20 protein-coding genes are annotated in these 17,826 nt (G+C 58.1%); 4 read left to right on the top strand and 16 right to left on the bottom strand.

Annotated elements, in window-relative coordinates; translation table 11 throughout:
- Positions 1 to 38 precede the first annotated feature (38 nt).
- Entirely contained in the window at positions 39 to 977 is a 939-nt protein-coding gene (locus ACW14G_RS11930; RefSeq protein WP_249022006.1) for a LysR family transcriptional regulator, read from the bottom strand.
- A 108-nt stretch (positions 978 to 1,085) separates the two neighbouring features.
- Here ACW14G_RS11930 and ACW14G_RS11925 point away from each other — a divergent pair, with 108 nt between their 5' ends.
- Positions 1,086 to 2,300, top strand: a complete 1,215-nt coding sequence (locus ACW14G_RS11925; RefSeq protein WP_249022007.1) for an MFS transporter — start codon at positions 1,086 to 1,088, stop codon at positions 2,298 to 2,300.
- Positions 2,301 to 2,387: 87 nt separating this feature from the next.
- Here the strand turns inward: ACW14G_RS11925 and flgL are convergent, their stop codons facing one another.
- The 11 genes from flgL to flgB all read right to left on the bottom strand — a co-directional run bounded on the left by flgL (position 2,388) and on the right by flgB (position 12,304).
- Positions 2,388 to 3,323, bottom strand: a complete 936-nt coding sequence (flgL, locus tag ACW14G_RS11920) for a flagellar hook-associated protein FlgL (protein ID WP_163448107.1) — start codon at positions 3,321 to 3,323, stop codon at positions 2,388 to 2,390.
- Positions 3,324 to 3,337: 14 nt separating this feature from the next.
- Entirely contained in the window at positions 3,338 to 5,002 is a 1,665-nt protein-coding gene (gene flgK / locus ACW14G_RS11915) for a flagellar hook-associated protein FlgK (protein WP_249022008.1), read from the bottom strand.
- A gap of 63 nt (positions 5,003 to 5,065) precedes the next feature.
- Positions 5,066 to 6,016, bottom strand: a complete 951-nt coding sequence (gene flgJ, locus ACW14G_RS11910) for a flagellar assembly peptidoglycan hydrolase FlgJ (protein WP_163448109.1) — start codon at positions 6,014 to 6,016, stop codon at positions 5,066 to 5,068.
- Complete coding sequence (locus ACW14G_RS11905) at positions 6,016 to 7,113, bottom strand: flagellar basal body P-ring protein FlgI (protein WP_163448110.1); 1,098 nt, start codon at positions 7,111 to 7,113, stop codon at positions 6,016 to 6,018. Before ACW14G_RS11905 ends, flgJ begins: the two co-directional genes overlap by 1 nt.
- Positions 7,114 to 7,124: 11 nt before the next feature.
- Entirely contained in the window at positions 7,125 to 7,823 is a 699-nt protein-coding gene (gene flgH / locus ACW14G_RS11900; protein WP_163448111.1) for a flagellar basal body L-ring protein FlgH, read from the bottom strand.
- A 78-nt stretch (positions 7,824 to 7,901) separates the two neighbouring features.
- A complete protein-coding gene (gene flgG, locus ACW14G_RS11895; RefSeq protein WP_035894201.1) occupies positions 7,902 to 8,684 on the bottom strand; it encodes a flagellar basal-body rod protein FlgG in 783 nt (260 codons plus the stop codon).
- Positions 8,685 to 8,692: 8 nt separating this feature from the next.
- Entirely contained in the window at positions 8,693 to 9,448 is a 756-nt protein-coding gene (locus ACW14G_RS11890) for a flagellar basal body rod protein FlgF (RefSeq protein WP_163448112.1), read from the bottom strand.
- Positions 9,449 to 9,466: 18 nt separating this feature from the next.
- Positions 9,467 to 10,747 carry a flagellar hook protein FlgE gene (gene flgE, locus ACW14G_RS11885; protein ID WP_167576199.1) on the bottom strand — a complete coding sequence of 427 codons (1,281 nt, stop codon included), beginning with the start codon at positions 10,745 to 10,747 and terminating at the stop codon, positions 9,467 to 9,469.
- A gap of 27 nt (positions 10,748 to 10,774) precedes the next feature.
- A complete protein-coding gene (gene flgD, locus ACW14G_RS11880; protein WP_223802342.1) occupies positions 10,775 to 11,470 on the bottom strand; it encodes a flagellar hook assembly protein FlgD in 696 nt (231 codons plus the stop codon).
- Between the two features lie 12 nt (positions 11,471 to 11,482).
- Positions 11,483 to 11,887, bottom strand: a complete 405-nt coding sequence (gene flgC / locus ACW14G_RS11875) for a flagellar basal body rod protein FlgC (protein WP_163448115.1) — start codon at positions 11,885 to 11,887, stop codon at positions 11,483 to 11,485.
- A gap of 3 nt (positions 11,888 to 11,890) precedes the next feature.
- Positions 11,891 to 12,304: a flagellar basal body rod protein FlgB gene (gene flgB / locus ACW14G_RS11870; protein ID WP_163448116.1), complete on the bottom strand. Its 414-nt coding sequence runs from the start codon at positions 12,302 to 12,304 to the stop codon at positions 11,891 to 11,893.
- 156 nt (positions 12,305 to 12,460) lie between these two features.
- On the opposite strand from flgB, the gene flgA reads away from it, so the two are divergent.
- The 3 genes from flgA to flgN all read left to right on the top strand — a co-directional run bounded on the left by flgA (position 12,461) and on the right by flgN (position 13,947).
- Positions 12,461 to 13,120: a flagellar basal body P-ring formation chaperone FlgA gene (gene flgA, locus ACW14G_RS11865; RefSeq protein ID WP_249022009.1), complete on the top strand. Its 660-nt coding sequence runs from the start codon at positions 12,461 to 12,463 to the stop codon at positions 13,118 to 13,120.
- Between the two features lie 97 nt (positions 13,121 to 13,217).
- Positions 13,218 to 13,511 carry a flagellar biosynthesis anti-sigma factor FlgM gene (gene flgM, locus ACW14G_RS11860; protein WP_064549088.1) on the top strand — a complete coding sequence of 98 codons (294 nt, stop codon included), beginning with the start codon at positions 13,218 to 13,220 and terminating at the stop codon, positions 13,509 to 13,511.
- A 4-nt stretch (positions 13,512 to 13,515) separates the two neighbouring features.
- Positions 13,516 to 13,947 carry a flagella biosynthesis chaperone FlgN gene (gene flgN / locus ACW14G_RS11855; protein ID WP_249022010.1) on the top strand — a complete coding sequence of 144 codons (432 nt, stop codon included), beginning with the start codon at positions 13,516 to 13,518 and terminating at the stop codon, positions 13,945 to 13,947.
- A gap of 44 nt (positions 13,948 to 13,991) precedes the next feature.
- On the opposite strand, the gene murJ is transcribed toward flgN, so the two are convergent.
- The 4 genes from murJ to rimJ form a co-directional block, all read right to left on the bottom strand.
- On the bottom strand, positions 13,992 to 15,527 hold the full coding sequence (gene murJ, locus ACW14G_RS11850; protein ID WP_249022011.1) for a murein biosynthesis integral membrane protein MurJ: 1,536 nt from the start codon (positions 15,525 to 15,527) through the stop codon (positions 13,992 to 13,994).
- 111 nt (positions 15,528 to 15,638) lie between these two features.
- Positions 15,639 to 16,562 (bottom strand): Gfo/Idh/MocA family protein, encoded by a 924-nt coding sequence (locus tag ACW14G_RS11845; protein WP_163448120.1) that lies wholly within the window; start codon positions 16,560 to 16,562, stop codon positions 15,639 to 15,641.
- Between the two features lie 5 nt (positions 16,563 to 16,567).
- Positions 16,568 to 17,218, bottom strand: a complete 651-nt coding sequence (locus tag ACW14G_RS11840; protein WP_163448121.1) for a YceH family protein — start codon at positions 17,216 to 17,218, stop codon at positions 16,568 to 16,570.
- A gap of 9 nt (positions 17,219 to 17,227) precedes the next feature.
- Entirely contained in the window at positions 17,228 to 17,812 is a 585-nt protein-coding gene (gene rimJ, locus ACW14G_RS11835; RefSeq protein ID WP_064549078.1) for a ribosomal protein S5-alanine N-acetyltransferase, read from the bottom strand.
- Between the last annotated feature and the right edge of the window lie 14 nt (positions 17,813 to 17,826).

Genomic DNA, 17,826 nt, shown 5'->3' with positions numbered 1-17,826 from the left:
GCCCAAGTGGCCGATTTTTTTTACCTGACGCAATGTGTTTATCCATTCTGCTCGGGCTGCCGCATCCCGGCGATTTGCGGCATGACCTCGCGCATCAGATCGAGAAACTTACGCAGCCGGGTCGGATAATAACGCGCCCATGGATAAACCAGATGAACCGGCAGCGGCGTCGTCTGCCACTCCGGTAGCAGCTCCACTAACGTGCCATTGGCCAACTCCTCCTCCACCGTCCAGCTTGAAACCACCGCGGCCCCCACGTTCGCGAGCGCGGCATTCTTTGCCACATACAGGCTATCGGTGCTCAGCCGCGCAGCAATATTCACGCTCTCCGTCTGGCCGAGAGTCGGATGATGTAGCACCACTTCGTGCTGATAGAAGGTACTGATTGCAATCCATGGAAGCGCAGAAAGTTGCTCCGGAGCCGTCACTTGCGGATAGCGCGCCACAACCTGCGGTGAAGCGACAATACAGCGCGGCACCTCCGCCAGAAGCACCGACACTGTCGCCGGATCCACCTCCGCGCCAACGCGAATCGCGCAATCAACGTTATCGCTGATAAAGTCCACCGCCCTGTCGTGCAGCATCCACTCGACGGAGAGCTGCGGGTAGCGCGCGAGGAAGCCCACCAACGGCATCAGTAATTGCTGCTGGCCGAAAGCATGCGGAGCACGTACACGTAACGTGCCCACCGGCTGTTCGTCGGTCAACTGTAAGGCATCCTCCAGCGCCAGCCAGCTATCCACCACCTGACGCGCATGCTGGTAGCAGCGCTCGCCGTCGTCGGTCAGCTTCATTGCGTGCGTTGAACGCAGCAGCAGCTTGGCCCCCAGCATCTCCTCAAGGGACTGCAATCGGCGGCTAATGGTTGCCTGGGTGGTCTCAAGCTGGCGCGCGGCGGCAGACAACGAGCCTGCCTCAACGATACGGATAAACGTGCGCATCAGTTCAACGCGGTCTATACGCTCTGCTCTTTTCATCAACTCATTGCCTATACGTGAAACGTATAACTGTTTTACCACCGCGACGGCTACCGCGCCACCGCGAAGACGCAGAGAATAGCGGCATACACCGTTGAGGATGAAACCATGAACACTGATAACCTTTCTTCCCGGGCCACCAGCCTGCTGATTTTTGTCCTGGCGCTCGGCGCCGGGTTCAGCGTTGCCGCCATTTATTACGCCCAGCCGCTGCTGCCGCTGATGGGTTCAACCCTGAATCTGAGCGTGGAAGGTATGGGGCTGATTCCCACACTGACTCAGGCTGGCTATGCGCTGGGGATCCTGTTTTTACTGCCGTTAGGCGACCGTTACGACCGCCGCACGCTGATTCTGCTGAAAAGCCTGACGCTGGCGGTTTTATTACTGCTTTATAGCCTGACTCAGCAATTTCCTTCCCTGCTGGCGATCAGTTTGCTGATCGGTATGGCCGCCACCATGGCGCAGGACATCGTTCCCGCCGCCGCCATTCTTGCCCCGGCGGGGAAACAGGGGAAAATGGTTGGCACGGTGATGACCGGCCTGCTGCTGGGGATCCTGCTGTCGCGTACCGTAAGCGGCGTGGTCGGTGAACTGTTTGGCTGGCGCGTAATGTACCAGGCCGCAGCCGTCAGCATTGCGCTGATTGGCCTGCTGCTGTGGCGCGTGCTGCCGCACTTCGCCGCTCACTCCGAACTGCGTTATCCGGCACTCATGGTGTCGATGGTGCACCTCTGGCGTCGCTACCCGACGCTGCGTCGCGCCGCCATGGCTCAGGGCTTTCTCTCAATCGCCTTTAGCGCCTTCTGGTCAACGCTGGCGGTCATGCTGGCCGAGCACTATCACATGGGGAGTGCGGTGGCGGGTGGCTTTGGTATCGCCGGTGCGGCAGGTGCGCTGGCGGCGCCGCTGGCTGGCGGTCTAGCGGATAAAGTTGGCGCGGAGAAAGTGACCCAGCTGGGTGCGCTGCTGGTCAGCATCTCGTTTGCGCTGATGTTCCTGCTGCCGGTTCTGCCGCCGATGGCGCAGATGGCGCTGATTGCACTGTCCGCCGTTGGCTTCGACCTGGGTCTGCAATCAAGCCTGGTCGCGCACCAGAATCTGGTGTACAGCCTGGAACCGCAAGCCCGCGGTCGCCTCAACGCCCTGCTGTTTACCGGCGTATTTATCGGCATGGCGCTGGGTTCAGTCCTCGGGACGCAGGTTTATTCGCTGGCCGGTTGGGAAGGCGTGGTGGCGTTAGCCACAGTAGCCGGTCTGATCGCACTGGCGATTCGCGTCAGCGAAACCTACCGCTTACGTAGCGCTGCGCTGAACGTACAGTAAGGCAATAAAAAAAGCCCGCGACGGGGTAATGACGCGGGCGATAAAAACATACCCAGTTTCTACAGATATGTTTAAAACTACATGTTGTTATTTATTCAGTTGGAACAAAGACATGCCCTGCATGTCGGTAAAGGCTTTATAGGCGGCCTGCAGGGCCGTTTGCTGCATCGTGTAGTTCGAGATGGTCGAGTTCCAGTCGACGTCCACCAGATTGCTCATCTGCTGCGTCTGCGCCAGCGCCCGGTCATCACCCAACGAATCCAGCTTATCCAGCTCATTGAGCTGGGTGCCCAGTTCAGCACGTACGGTCAGCACGTTATTAAGCGAATTACTCAGGCTACGGTTGGTTTTATCAATCGCCGCCAGCGCCGTGTCCTGGGCCGTTTCATCACCTTCAACCGGGGTTTTCAGCGCGGCAATTGCCGAATCTAACGCTGTGAAAACGTTGGTATCGGCATCCGGTTTGGCGTTGCTGGTCGCATTATCAAAGATCAGGTTGCCTGTGTGGCCAATAACCATGGTGCGTGAAGAATCGACCTGCTGTTCCACGTTGAGCGTGCCGCCAACGTACTTGCCGGTATCATCAAAAGGCGGCGTATCCGTTTTATAACCGGCGAATATATAACGCCCGTTACCGTCGGTGCTGTTCGCCAGGTTAAGAAGCTGGTCGCGGATACCCTGCAGGTCGGTGGCCAGTGAATTGCGGTCATCGTCGCTCAACGTGCCGTTACCGGCATAAACGATCTTCTCCTGCGCCGACTGGATCGCGGTTGTCACCTGCGACAACGTGCTTTCTTCAATCGACACGCGCTGAGTCGCGAAAGTCCGCGCGGTGGCGTACTGGCTATTCTGCGCCTGCGCCTGAGACAGCACCACGGCCTGTGAGGCAGCAACCGGGTCGTCCGAAGCGCGGTTAACCCGCTTGCCGGTAGACATCTGTTCACCGTACTTCAACCATGCAGACTGAGAGTCGGTAATGCCTCTCATATTCTGCTGGTACATCATGATGGTACTAACGCGCATAGCTCTCCCCTTCCTTAACGGATATTAATTAATGCGTCGAAGAGCGTGCTTGCCGTCTGCAGCACCTGCGCATTAGCCAGATAGTACTGCTGAAAAAGCTGCAGGTTGCCGTACTCTTCATCAAGGTTAACCCCGGAGATAGACTGCTGCTGGTTGCTCAGCTGCGTCACCACGTTCGCCTGAGTGGTACTGCTGCTCTTCAGGGTCGCGGTTTGGGTGCCGATATTACTGACCATCGCGGCATAGGCATCGTTAAAGGTCTTTGAGCCGCCGACCACCTTGCTGTTTTGCAGATCCAGCAGCTTCTGCCCGTTACGGTTATCGCTTTCACCCACGCTCGTGCCGGTGGTGGTATCGGCGAGGCCCATCGCAATTTGTGACTCGCTGGTGATCGCCACTTTCATGTTCACAATGGTGTTGCTCACCGGTTTCACGGTAAAGCTGTCGCCCGTGTTGGCCGCGCCGTTGCTGTTATCAACGCTGACCGACAGGCCATCGAACTGCAGCGAACCATCGGTAGCGGTCTGGAAGTTCACGTTGGTGTTATCGGAAAGGCGCGTTACCTGCCAGCCGCTGTCGGTTTTGGTGATGCGATAATCGGTAGCCTGCACAGCAGATGAATCGGTCATCGTTGCCGTCAGCTCGGCTTTGCCCCCGTTTTTGCCGTTGGCAACGACAGAGGGATCGCCGAAGTCGAAGAAGTCGACGTTGGTATTACCATCGGCATCAATACCCCCACGATGCACCTGGTTAAAGGCATCGGCAAACGCCAGCGCCATTTGGTTCAGGCTATTGCGGGTCTGGTCAAGGTCCTGCGAACGGAAGGTCAGCAGGCCGCCCAGCGAACCGGTGGTCAGCAGCTTTTCTGGGATCTCCACGTTGCCGGCAACGTTATCCACATAGGCCACGGTGGTGCGCGTCGGATCGGCCTTGCTCGGTACCGCGGCCAACTGATTCGATTTGGTACCCGCTACCAAGCTATAACCGTTAGCCATGGTAATGTTGTAGGTGCTGCCATCCTGTACGTTGACCTCAACGCCCACCAGCTTGTTAAGCTCACTCACCAGTTGGTCGCGCTGATCCAGCAGGTCGTTTGGCGATGCGCCCGCGCCTACGCCGGTCAGGCGAGAAATCTTATCGTTGAGACTGGCAATCTGTGAGGTGTAGTTATTGATCTGATCGACTGTCGAGGTAATCGACAGGTTAACCTGCTTATCCTGATCGCGCAGATACTGATCCGCCACCTTGAACTGGTTCACCACACCCGCGGCTTTGCCGAGTACGGTCTGACGCGCCGCCGGGTCTTCGGCGTTGCTCACCAGCGTTTGCAGACTGCTGAAGAAATCCTGCACCGTGGTTGAGATATTGTTGGTTGAGCTGGAGAGCATATTGTCAATTTTCGACACCTGCTCATAGCGAGTGGTCAAGCCGCTGCTCTGGTTCTGCGCCGCGCGCAACTGATTGGTAATGAAGGCGTTGTATTCGCGCTGTACGCCAGACACGTAAACGCCATTGCCTACCCAACCACCTGCGCCCAGCGTGCTGTTGGCAGAAGCCAGCACCGTGGTTTGACGGGTGTAGCCGGTAACGTTGTAGCTCGCGATGTTGTTACTGGTCGTATTCAGCGCCGACTGGGCTGCGCTCAGCCCGCTCATCGCACTGTTAATTAAACTGGACATGAACGCTCCTTCTTAAGGCCATGGTATTACTTATCGGATGGCGGATGGCAAACTTGAGATAAATCAGAACAGATTTTCGATATCATTTCGGTACGCGTTGCTGACCTTATCGCTCATTGATTTCAGCTGTTGAATCATGCTGGTCAGCTTGCGCGCATACTGCGGATCGGTAGCGTATCCAGCATTCTGCAACGCCTGAGCGCCCTGCTCCGCCGTGGCCGCCGACGTTACCGCCGCATAGCGTGGGTTGCGGGTCAGCAGGCCGACGTAGTCCGACAGCGCCTCCAGATACGAGCCGTAGACGCGGAACTTCGCCTTCACCTTCTTCGCCTCGCCATTCTCAAATTCGGTGGTGGTGATTTCCGTCACCTTCCCCTTCCAGTCACCGGATGCTTTCACCCCAAACAGGTTAAAGCTCGGTTCGCCGTTTTCACGGCGGATCTGCCGCTGACCCCAGCCGGACTCCAGCGCCGCCTGCGCCAGAATCAGGTGGTGTGGGATACCGCTCTGTTCGCTCGCCAGCCGCGCGGGCAGCGACAGCTGGGCAAGGAAATCTTTGCTGTCGCCGGACAACGGCGTATCGCTGTTGTCCGGCGCTTTCGGCAACGCCTTACGCACCATCTGCGTCAGAGCGGCGTTCTGGTAGCTGGTCACCGTCTGCATATCAAACTTCATCGGTACCTGGCCGACGTTATCCGCCGGTTCCTGCTGCTGCGCCGACAGCTGTTTGACCATCTCCTCTGCCAGGCCAAGGCCTTTCCCGGCCGTCATCTGCTGGGCGATTTGCTGGTCATACATACTGGTGTAAAGCCGCGTCTGGTCGCTGCTGAACAATCCGTCCTTCGGCAGCGTTTCGCGCATGCTTTTCAGCATCATCTGCACGAACATGCCCTCCACCTGCCGGGCAACGGGACGCAGATTCGCCTGCGGATCCTGCCCCGCTTTGGTCTTCAGTTCATTCAGTGACTGCGCGTCCCACGCGGCGCTCGCCAGTAATTTGCTGTCGGTTAGCATCAGACAATCTCCACCTTAGCGCGCAGACAACCCGCACTCTGCATCGCCTGGATAATCGACATCAGCTCCATCGGCGTCGCGCCTAAGGCGTTCAGTGCGCGTACCACGTTATTCAGATTGGCGCTGGCGCGAACGCTTTGCAGCGAGCCACCGCTCTGGCGCAGATCGATTTGGGTTTGCGGCGTCACCACGGTTTGCCCACCGGCAAACGGCGTATCCGGCTGGCTGACTTGCGCCGAACGGTTGACGGAAACGGAGAGGTTGCCCTGAGCTACCGCGCAGGTATCGAGCGTTACTTCCCGGTTCATGACCACCGAGCCGGTACGCGAGTTGATAATGATCTTCGCATCCTGCGGCGGCATGCCCACTTCCAGATTCTGGATATCCGCCAGCAGACGAACCTGCCCACTGCCGCCAACCGGCGCGCGCACCTGCACGGTACGGGCATCCAGCGCGGTGGCGTTGCCCAGGCTGCTGCGACGGTTAATGGTGTCGGCGATCTGCTGCGCCATGGTGAAATCATCGTCGTTCAATTGCAGATTAATGGTGTTGCCCGCGCCAAACTGGCTCGGCAATTCGCGCTCAATGGTCGCGCCGCCGGTGATTCGCCCGCCGTTAAGCTGGTTCACCTGCACGCTGCTGCCGCCCGCCGACGCGCCCGCGCCGCCGACCAGAATGTTACCCTGAGCCAGGGCGTAGATCTGGCTGTCGACGCCTTTCAGCGGCGTCATCAGCAGCGTACCGCCGCGCAGGCTTTTGGCGTTCCCCATGGAAGACACCACCACATCGATGGTCTGTCCCTGACGCCCAAAAGCCGGCAGCTGCGCGGTCACCATTACCGCCGCCACGTTTTTCAACTGCATGTTGGTCCCCGCCGGAACGGTAATCCCCAGTTGGGACAGCATGTTGTTCAGGCTCTGGGTGGTGAACGGCGTCTGCGTGGTCTGGTCGCCCGTGCCATCAAGGCCCACGACCAGGCCGTAACCGATCAGCGAGTTTTCCCTGACCCCTTGCACGCTGGTCAGATCGCGGATGCGTTCGGCATTCGCCAGCCCGGTGACCAGCACCAACGCCAGAGTAAGCAGAGTTTTAAACATGGTTCACCTCGTTACATCGGCGATAAATTAAGGAAGAAACGCTGCAGCCAGCCCATATTCTGCGCTTCATTGATATAGCCGTTGCCCACGTATTCGATACGCGCATCCGCCACCTGCGTCGACGGCACGGTGTTGCTGCCGCTGATGGTGCGCGGGTTAACGACCCCGGAGAAACGGATAAATTCGGTGCCCTGATTAATCGCGATTTGCTTCTCGCCCACCACGTGCAGGTTGCCGTTGGCCAGAACCTGATCGACGGTCACGGTCAGCGTGCCGCTAAAGGTATTGCTGGCATTAGCGCCGCCCTTGCCGTTGAAGGAGTTGCCGCCAGACGCTTCCACATCCGCGCGCTCATTACCAAACAGCCCCTGGAGGTAGCGCGGCACGGTGTCGAAGCCGAAGTTGGTTTTGCCATCACGACTCGCATTTGCCGAGGAGCTTTTGCTCGCGCTGACGTTTTCCTGCAGCACGATGGTCAGCGTATCGCCGATATTGCGCGGACGACGGTCTTCAAACAGCGGCTGATAGCCGTAGTTAATCGGCTGAGCGGTCTGGAATATCGAACCGTTCGCCACCGGCACCGGGCCGGGAATTGGTTGTGCGGTCGTCGCCCCTTCAACCAACGGTTTAGAGGGGATCCATGCGCACCCCACCACGCTGAGCGCGACGAGGGTTAAAAGCGGATAGCGAAACGCTGCAGATTTTTGCATTGCTTTCTTCTTCTGAATCTCGGGAACATCCCGACGTCGCATCGCCTCGCCAGGCGACGCGACGCCGAGGCCTTGCCTTTACAGCTGCGTCAGTTTTTGCAGCATCTGGTCAGTCGTCGATACCGCTTTACTGTTGATCTCGTACGCGCGCTGCACCTGAATCATGTTGACCAGCTCTTCCGCCACGTTGACGTTAGAGGTTTCAACATAACCCTGGTACAGCAGACCCGCGCCGTTCAGACCCGGCGTAGTGTCGTTCGGCGCGCCTGATGCCTGGGTTTCGATGTACAGGTTTTCCCCGATACTCTCGAGGCCGGTGTCATTCATAAAGGTCGACAGGTTCAGTTGTCCCACCTGCACCGGGTTTGCCTGGCCCTGCTGGGTCACGCTGACAATCCCGTCACGGCCAATGGTGATGCTGATGGCGTTGGCCGGAATGGTGATGGCGGGCTGTACCTGATAGCCGCTGGCGGTCACCAGTTGGCCGTTCTGGTCAACCTGGAACGAACCGTCGCGAGTGTAGGCGGAGGAACCGTCCGGCAGCAGGATCTGGAAGAACCCGTCGCCTTTGATCGCCACGTCTTTACTGTTGTTGGTCTGCGACAGGTTGCCCTGGCTATGCAGACGCTCGGTCGCCACGGGACGTACCCCGGTACCAATTTGCAGGCCGGAAGGGAGTGTCGTTTGTTCGGATGATTGCGCACCCGGCTGGCGAACGGTTTGATAGAGCAAGTCTTCAAACACCGCGCGCTGGCGCTTAAAACCATTGGTACTGACGTTCGCCAGGTTGTTGGCGATAACGTCCATATTGGTTTGCTGCGCGTCCAGACCGGTTTTGGCGATCCATAATGAACTGATCATAATTTTCCTTAGCTCATTGACAGCAACTGGTTAGCTTTCTGCGTGTTTTCATCCACGCTGCTGATAACCTTCATCTGCATTTCAAAGCGGCGTGAACTGGCGATCATGTCCGCCATCGCCGCCACGGGTTTAACGTTACTGCCTTCCAGCACACCGGACTGCAGGCGCAGCGTTGGGTCCGCCTGGAGGGCCGGCCCACGCGTTGCCACGGTCTGCGGCGTCAGGTGAAACAGACCGTCATCGCCACGCGCGACTTCGGTGCCGTTGGCCTTCACCATCTTCAGCTTGCCGACCGGCGACACCGTGTTCGGCGGGTCGCCCGGCGTCAGTGCCGAAATGGTCCCGTCGGCGGCAATCGTCACCTGCGAGCCTTCCGGCACGTTCAGCGGACCGGCCTCACCAATCACCGGGTTCCCCTGGATGGTCAACTGCCCGGTGGCGCTTACCTGAATATTGCCGTTACGGGTATATCCTTCCGTACCGTCTGCCGACCGCACCGCCAGCCAGCCATCCTGCTGAACCGCCACGTCCAGCGGACGCGCGGTATAGTCCAGTTGGCCGGGGGTCATATCCGCGCCCGGCGTGGTGGCGGCGACCAGCGTACGGGTCTCGACGCTCGGGCCGACCACCGGCACCGCGCGCATTGCCGTCAGCTGCGCGCGAAAGCCCGGCGTGGAGGTATTGGCAAGGTTGCTCGCCGTGACCGACTGCTGCTGCATGGTCTGGCTGGCGGCGCCCATTGCCGTATATATGGCGTGATCCATAACGTCACCCTGTTACGATTAACGCAGGTTAACCAGCGTGTTGAGGATCTGATCCTGGGTCTTGATGGTCTGCGCGTTCGACTGGTAGTTACGCTGCGCGACGATCATGTTCACCAGCTCTTTGCTGAGGTCGACGTTGGAGGCTTCCAGCGCGCCGTTGGTCAGCGTACCGAAGTTACCGGTGCCCGCAGTGCCCAGCAGCGCGACGCCCGAGGACTGCGTTGCCGACCAGACGTTATCGCCCTCTGACTGCAGACCTTCGTTGTTGGCGAAATTCGCCAGCACAATCTGCCCCAGCAGTTGGCTCTGCTGGTTGGAGTAGTTACCCACCACCGTGCCGTCTTCGTTGATCTGGTAGCTCACCAGGTTGCCCGGCGCGAAGCCGTTCTGGGTGGTGGCGACGATATCGTTCGAGCCGGTGTTCTGCTGCATGGAGTTGAGGAAGCTCAGGGAGAAGGTGCTACCCGCGGAACCGTTCAGTCCCGCCAGGGCGACGTCAATTTGCGGCGTCGCGTTGGCCGTGCCATTCAGCGTCCAGGTGCTCGGCGTAGTGGTCGTATCTTCTGTATAGTTGGTCACACCTGTCAGCGTACCGCTTGAAGAAAACTCCATCTGAGCCGCTTTCACCGGATTGGCACCGCTGACGCTGGAGTCCAGCGTCCAGACGTCCCATTTGTTGTTATCCGTCTTCACGTAGTAGACGTTCATGTCATGGGAGTTACCCAGACTGTCGTACACGGTAACGGTACCCTTTTTGTTATAGGTATCCGGATCGGTCGGATTGAAAGGCTTCGTCGTCTGATCAATTTTGTCATCCGTGGAGTTCAGGTTCATCTGCATCGCCGCGGTGGTGGTCGTTTTCGCCGACATCAGCGTATTCGGGATCGTCAGCGCCACCGGGTTCGCCCCCTGCTGGATGGTCGCCGGGTTACCGGTCGCCGGGTAGCCGGTGACGCTCAGCCCCTGCATGTTGACCAGATTGCGGTTCTCATCAAGCTTGAACTGGCCGTTACGGCTGTAGTAAACGGAACCGTTGCTGTCGACCAGACGGAAAAAACCGTTCTGGCTAATCGCCACGTCCAGCGCGCGTCCGGTACCGGTGGTGGTGCCGTCGGTAAAGTCCTGGGTAATCCCCGCAACTTTTACCCCCAGCCCCACTTTGGAACCGGCAAACATATCGGCAAACGATGCGGTCCCGGATTTAAACCCGTAGGTCGCGGAGTTGGCGATGTTGTTGCCGATAACATCGAGGTTAGTGGCAGCAGCGTTTAATCCGCTTACCGCTTGTGAAAAGGCCATAACGTCTCTCCTGAAATAGTTAGAGGCTTAAATAATCTGGCGAACCTGATCCAGCGTGGTGGTGCCATAGGTACCCAAATCCAGTTTGTTGCCATCGCTGCCCAGCGTAACGCCCTGCACCAGGGCGAACTGCAGCGGCTGAACCACCAGCTGCGTGGTGCCCTGGCTGGCGGCGAAGTTGATGTTGTAAGCGCCGTCAGGTGCTGCCGTGCCATCATCCATCTTGCCGTCCCAGGTATAGGTATGAACGCCGGCGGTTTGCGCCCCCAGATTTAACGTCCGGACCACTTTGCCGGTCCCGTCGACTATGGTGGCGGTAACCTTCTCGGCGGACTGCGTCAGCTCAATGCCAAACGGCGTGGTATCCACGCTGGTTTCATCGCTGCTGTTTTTGCCAGCCAGAATGGTGCTGCCGGGAATCATCACGCCGTGGCCCACTAACGCGCTGGCCTGCAGCGACTGGCCGCTATTAATCTGTCCGGAGATGGAACCCAGCGTGGTGTTGAGCTTCTCAATGCCACTGAGCGTGCTGATCTGCGCCAGTTGCGAAGTCAGTTCATTGTTTTGTAACGGGTTAGTCGGATCCTGGTTTTTCAGCTGCGCAACCAACAGCGTCAGAAAGCTGCTCTGCAGGTCGGACGAACTGTTGGTGCCGGAGCTGCTGATCGACGATGAGGTCGAACTGCTACTGCTGGTATCATTGATATTGGCTACGACAGACATCGGTTACCTCCCTTATTGCCCAAGCGTCAGCGTTTTGAGCATCATGCTCTTCACGGTATTCAGTACCTCAACGTTTGCCTGATAGCTGCGCGACGCCGACATGGTGTTCACCATCTCGCCCACGACGTCGACGTTAGGCATGCGCACATAGCCTTTCGCATCCGCCAGCGGATTCCCCGGCTGGTAGACCAGCTTGTCCGGCTCCTGGCTTTCAACGACATCAGCGACTTTCACGCCGCCGGTCGCCGCGCCCATCGGCGCATCCACCTGAAAAACAACCTGCTTAGCACGATACGGCTGGCCATCCGGCCCGGCGACGCTGTCGGCGTTGGCGAGGTTACTCGCGGCCACGTTCAATCGCTTGGACTGCGCGGTCAGCGCGGAACCTGCAACATCGAAGATATTGAGTAGTGCCATGGATTAGTTCCCCTGCAGGACACTCAGCATGCCCTTAATCTGTCCGCCCAGAACCGTGAGGCCGGTCTGGTACTGGAGGCTGTTATCGGCGAACTGCGTACGCTCCCGGTCCATATCGACGGTGTTGCCATCCATCGCTGGCTGATCGGGAATGCGGTACAGCAGATCGGTATTCGGCGCGGAAAGCGCCTGGGCAGGAATATGACGTTCGGAGGTCAGCGTCAGCGCAACGCCGCTGCCTTCCGCGCGCCCGCGTGACATCACCTTTTTCAGTTCACTGGAAAAATCCATATCGCGCGCCTGATACCCCGGGGTATCGGCGTTAGCGATATTGGCAGCGAGAATCTCCTGGCGCTCTGCGCGCAGGTTTAATGCCTCTTGCTGAAAACGTAATGCGGCGTCGAGTTTATCGAGCATGTCTCCTCCGCTAATGACAAAGTTTCAGCCGACAGCTTAATTCTCCTTATGCGCGCGTCATCGACGGAATAAGCGCAATATGCGTCGCTATTTGTTGCGTTGATGTCATCGCAAGTTGAGTAAAATGCGTGCATTCGCCATCCACAGGAGCGTTCAATGCGTCAGCTCATTGTCCCATTCACCGCTGCGATACTGGCCTTTAGCCCGCTTGCTCAGGCGGCTGATATTCAGTCGCAGCTGACCGCGTTCTTTCGTGAACGGCTGACTGGCTTTAGCGATGAGGTCAGCGTGAAGCTGCGCAATACGCAGAATCAGCAGCTTAGCTGTGACGCACCCACGTTCAGCACGCCGGGTAACTCGCGGCTATGGGGAAATCTGACGGTGGTGGCCCAGTGCGGAAATGCGAAACAGTATTTACAGGTGACCGTGCAGGTGGTAGGCGATTACGTTGTCGCCGCGGCGCCCATCGTGCGCGGATCGCCGATTGAGTCGCAGAGCGTCACGTTAATGCGTGGGCGGCTCGATCAGCTACCGCCGCGTACCATGTTGAATTTGTCGCAGGCCGAGGATGCCATCAGTCTGCGCGACGTTGCCATCGGCCAGCCGATTCAGCTATCGATGGTGCGCCAGTCGTGGCGGGTGAAAGCAGGACAGAAAGTGATGGTCGTCGCCCAGGGGGAAGGCTTTAGCATCAACAGCGAGGGGCAGGCGTTAAACAACGCCGCGGTGGCCCAGAACGCCCGCGTGAGAATGCCTTCTGGTCAGGTGGTGAGCGGTCAGGTGAGCGCTGATGGGAATATTCTGATTAATCTATAAACTTCTTAAAGAATATGTGTCGCTTGCCGATAGATAATTAACAATTAATGAGAGTCGGCGCCTGCGCCATACCAAAGCCTCCAATGAGGAAAGCATTATGAGCATCGATCGTACATCATCTCTGAAAGCGGTAACGCCGGTACAACATCGCGAAACGCCGGAGACCAGTGCACAAAAAGTACGTGCCGAGAAAACCGAAACCGCCACCAGCGCCAGCGTGACGTTAAGCAATGCGCAGACCGCACTGACCCGTTCAAGCAGCGGCGATATTAATATGGCGCGCGTCGAGGAACTGAAAACCGCCATTCGTAACGGCGAGTTAAAAATGGATACCGGTAAGATTGCCGACGCGCTGATTCAAGACACGCAAGATTATCTACAGAGTAAATAAGCGCATGAGCAGTTTGTCAGCCATTCTGGACCAAATGACCAGCATCCTTCACTCTCTTAAAGAAGTGATGGATGCTGAGCAACAACAGCTCTCTGCAGGCAGCGTTAACGGCCTGCGGCTTGCCAGCATTACCGAAGAGAAAAGCTCTCTGCTGGCGACCTTAGACTACCTGGAAAAACAGCGTCGCGTCGAACAGGACGCCCGACAAAGCACCGATAATGAAGATATCGGCAGTCGCTGGCAGACCATTACGGAAACCACGCAGCAGCTGCGTCGGTTAAATCAGCATAATGGCTGGCTGCTTGAAGGACAGATTGTCCGCACCCAGCAGGCGCTCGATGTGCTGAAGCCTTTTCAGGAGACGGGACTGTACGGAAAGGATGGTCAGGCAGCAGGCAGCAGCCTTACCCGTAGCGCCAAGAAGTTCTCAGTCTGAACACGGGCGGGGCCACAGAACGTGCCCCGCGAAGTGTATTTCGTTTACGCCGTCCGGCGTACAAACTCTTTAATTCTGAAGCCCAGAATGGCCAGCGCGGCAAAATAAGCCACCACGCCTACCACCACCACGGCCATCAGACGCAACAGACGGAAAGGCATCGTACCCTGCGACCACTCCGGCATGACGTGCATCATACCGAGCAGCGCCGCCGCCATCACCAGCACCGACACCACCAGACGCACTAAGAACATGCGCCAGCCCGGCTGCGGGGTGAAGATTTTCTGCTTACGCAGCTGCCAGTACAGCAGCGCGGCGTTCAGACAGGCTGCCAGACCAATCGACAGCGACAACCCGGCGTGCTTCAGCGGGCCGATAAACGCCAGGTTCATCAACTGGGTCATAATCAGCGTGACGATAGCAATTTTCACCGGTGTTTTAATGTCCTGACGCGAATAGAAACCCGGCGCCAGAACTTTAACGACGATAAGCCCCATCAGGCCAACAGAGTAAGCCACCAGCGCGCGCTGGGTCATCGCGGCATCAAAGGCGGTAAATTTACCGTACTGGAACAGCGCCACGGTCAGCGGCTTGGCCAGAATACCCAACGCCACCGCGCTCGGCAGGGCCAGCAGGAAACACAGGCGCAGGCCCCAGTCCATCAGGCGACAGTATTCGTCGTGGTTGCCGCTGGCAAAGCTTTTCGACAGCGACGGCAGCAGGATAGTCCCCAGCGCCACGCCCAGCACGCCTGACGGGAACTCCATCAGACGGTCGGCGTAATACATCCACGAGACGGAGCCGGAAACGAGAAACGAGGCAAAAATGGTGTTGATGATCAGCGAGATCTGGCTCACCGAGACGCCGAGAATTGCCGGCCCCATCTGTTTCACCACCCGCACCGCGCCCGCGTCTTTAAAGTTGATGCGCGGCAGCACCAGCATGCCGATTTTTTTCAGATGCGGAAGCTGATAGGCCAGTTGCAGCACGCCGCCGACGGTCACCGCCCACGCCAGCGCCAGCACCGGCGGATGGAAATGCGGCGCGGCGAACAGCGCGAAGCCAATCATGCTGATATTAAGGAAGGTTGGCGCAAAGGCTGGCACCGAGAAGCGGTTCCAGGTATTCAGGATCGCGCCGACCAACGAGGCGAGTGAAATCAACAGAATATACGGGAAGGTAATACGCAGTAGCTGGGTGGTCAGCGTGAACTTGTCAGCGGTGTCGGCAAAGCCCGGCGCGGTAATGGTGATCACCCACGGCGCGGCCAGCATCCCCAGCACGGTAACAATCGCCAGCGCCAGCGTGAGCAGCCCGGAAACGTAAGCGACAAATACCCGCGTGGCCTCTTCACCCTGCTTGCTTTTGTATTCGGCCAGAATCGGCACAAACGCCTGGGAAAACGCCCCTTCGGCAAAAATTCGACGCAGCAGGTTCGGTAGCTTAAACGCCACGAAAAAGGCGTCGGTGGCCATTCCTGCCCCAAACACCCTCGCCACAATCGCGTCGCGCGCAAATCCCAGCACGCGCGAAAACATGGTCATCGAGCTGACGGCTGCCAGCGATTTTAATAGGTTCATGACTTTGTGATTCCACAACCCGCAAACAAAACGCCCGGTAGACGGGCGCGAAAAAGTGGCGTTAGTCTACCGGGTTCGGGATGAATTGCTACTGCCAGTTGTTACAGCTGGTTATTCGCGGATCGCCTCATGCCACAGCCCTTCCACGATACGCTGGGCCATAATAGCCTGCTCCCCCGCCGTTTCCGGAACCGTCTGATTTTGCACGCATTCAATAAAATGATGCGCACAGCCGACAAACCCACGCTGTTCGAGGGTCGTTTGCCAGCCGGGAATCGGCCGCGTCACGACGCCAGCGCCACGCTCTTCACGCCATTCGCGCATATCGGTGACCTCATAGAGCCCGCCGTCCGCCACCGCCTGCACCGACTCACGCTGGCTGCCTGCGCGGCGATGCATACTGGTGGTAATCTGTAGGCCTGGCTGGCTGAAGTGGTGCTCGGCATAGAACATGCAGCCTTCATCGGTGGTTTGCAGCACGCCATCGCTGAGTTTGGCCTTACCGCCCGCCAGCCACAGCGCGGTATCCACCACGTGCAGATAGTCATCCAGCAGGGTAAATCGCAGATCGTGCGGGCCGACGCTGTCGCTACGATGTTTATCCATCCGCAGCGAGGCCATTTCACCCGCCTGTTTTTTCAGCTCACGGTACAGTGGCGAAAAGCGGCGGTTGAAACCCACCATCAGGGTCAACTTTTTGCGCGCCGCCAGCGCCACCAGCCGTTCCGCATCATCAAGCTTATCGGCCAACGGTTTGTCCACGCAGACGTGCACCCCTGCGTTCAGCAACTCGCTGACCACCGCATAGTGAGACGCCGTGGAACTGTGCACAAATACCGCGTCGCACTGGGCGGCCAGCGCCGCCAGCGAATCGGCGTAAGGCATGCGGTAGGTTTCGCACACCTTCAGCGCCTTTTCTTTACCCGGCGACCAGGCGGCCTGTAGCGTCCAGTCTGTTGCCGCGCTCACCACCGGCAACCATGCCTTCTGCGCAATACCGCCCAGGCCGACCACACCAATGCGAATTTTAGCCATGCTGATTACTCCCCAAGGTGCGCCAGCAGTGAATCCAGACGCTGTTTCAGTTCCGCAACTTCGCCTTCCAGCGCTTCAACCCGGTCGCGCAGATCGCTATCAGCCGCTGGCGCACTGCTCTGAGCCGCTACCGACTGTAAATCAACTTCACCGCTAAACAGATGCATATAGCGGCTTTCCCGCTTGCCTGGTTCACGCGGCAGACGCACAACAAACGGGCCGTCTTCGCGGTTCGCCAGACGTTCCAGGGTACTCTCCACCTCGGCCATGTCGGCAAATTCATGCATGCGCTGCGCGCGACCACGCAATTCACCTGGCGTCTGCGCGCCGCGCAGCAGCAGTGTCGTCACCAGCGCGACTTCGGCAGAAGAGAGTTTCAGATCGCCAAACTCCGAGTTGCAAAAACGCTGTTCGTACTTGGTGACGCGGTTACCAAACCCACTGACCGTACGCAAATAGTGGCGCTTGACCAAAGTATCGAGCTGATCCTGAACTTCCGCTTCGCTGAGCGTCATCACCGGCTCGCGATTGGTTTTCTGATTACAGGCCGTCGCTACGGCGTTGATCGACAGCGGATACTGCTCCGGCGTCGTCACCTGCTTTTCCAGCAGGCAGCCGATCACGCGAGCTTCCAGAGGCGTTAATTGGTATTTCATGGTGATTCCTTAGCGGCCAGGCGTCCATTGTGGGGTGGTTAAGGCGGTCAGTACATGATCGCGCCATTCACCGTCAATCAGTAAATAGTCCTTCGCATAACCCTCTTTTTCAAAACCGAGACGCGCCAGCAGATTCCCGCTGCGCTGATTATGCGGCATATAGTTCGCCATAATACGGTGAATATGCTGCGTGCGCTGCATATAACGAATGGCGGCGGTCAGCGCTTCGTACATCATCCCCTGCCCCTGCCACTTCTGGCCGATGGAGTAGCCGAGATAACACGCATGGAACGACCCGCGCACCACGTTGGAGAAGTTGGCGACGCCGATGATCTCTTTTTCCTCAGGGTCAAGCAGCGCGAAATAAAAGGCGGTTCCCTGCTTGTGGAACTCGTTAATCATCGACAGGCGCGCCTGCCATCCTGAGGGATAGCAGTGGCTGTCATCGCGAATGGGTTCCCAGGGTTTTAAAAACTGTCGATTCTCGGCGTAATAATCCGCCAGACGCCACGCATCCCGGTCGTGAATCAACCGCACAACCAACCGATCCGTGGTCAACCGAACTTTCGGCACGTTACTGCGATAGCCAAACATCTCACTACTCCTGT

This window comes from Kluyvera sp. (assembly GCF_965301105.1).
This window is presented reverse-complemented; position numbering and strand designations above follow the sequence as displayed.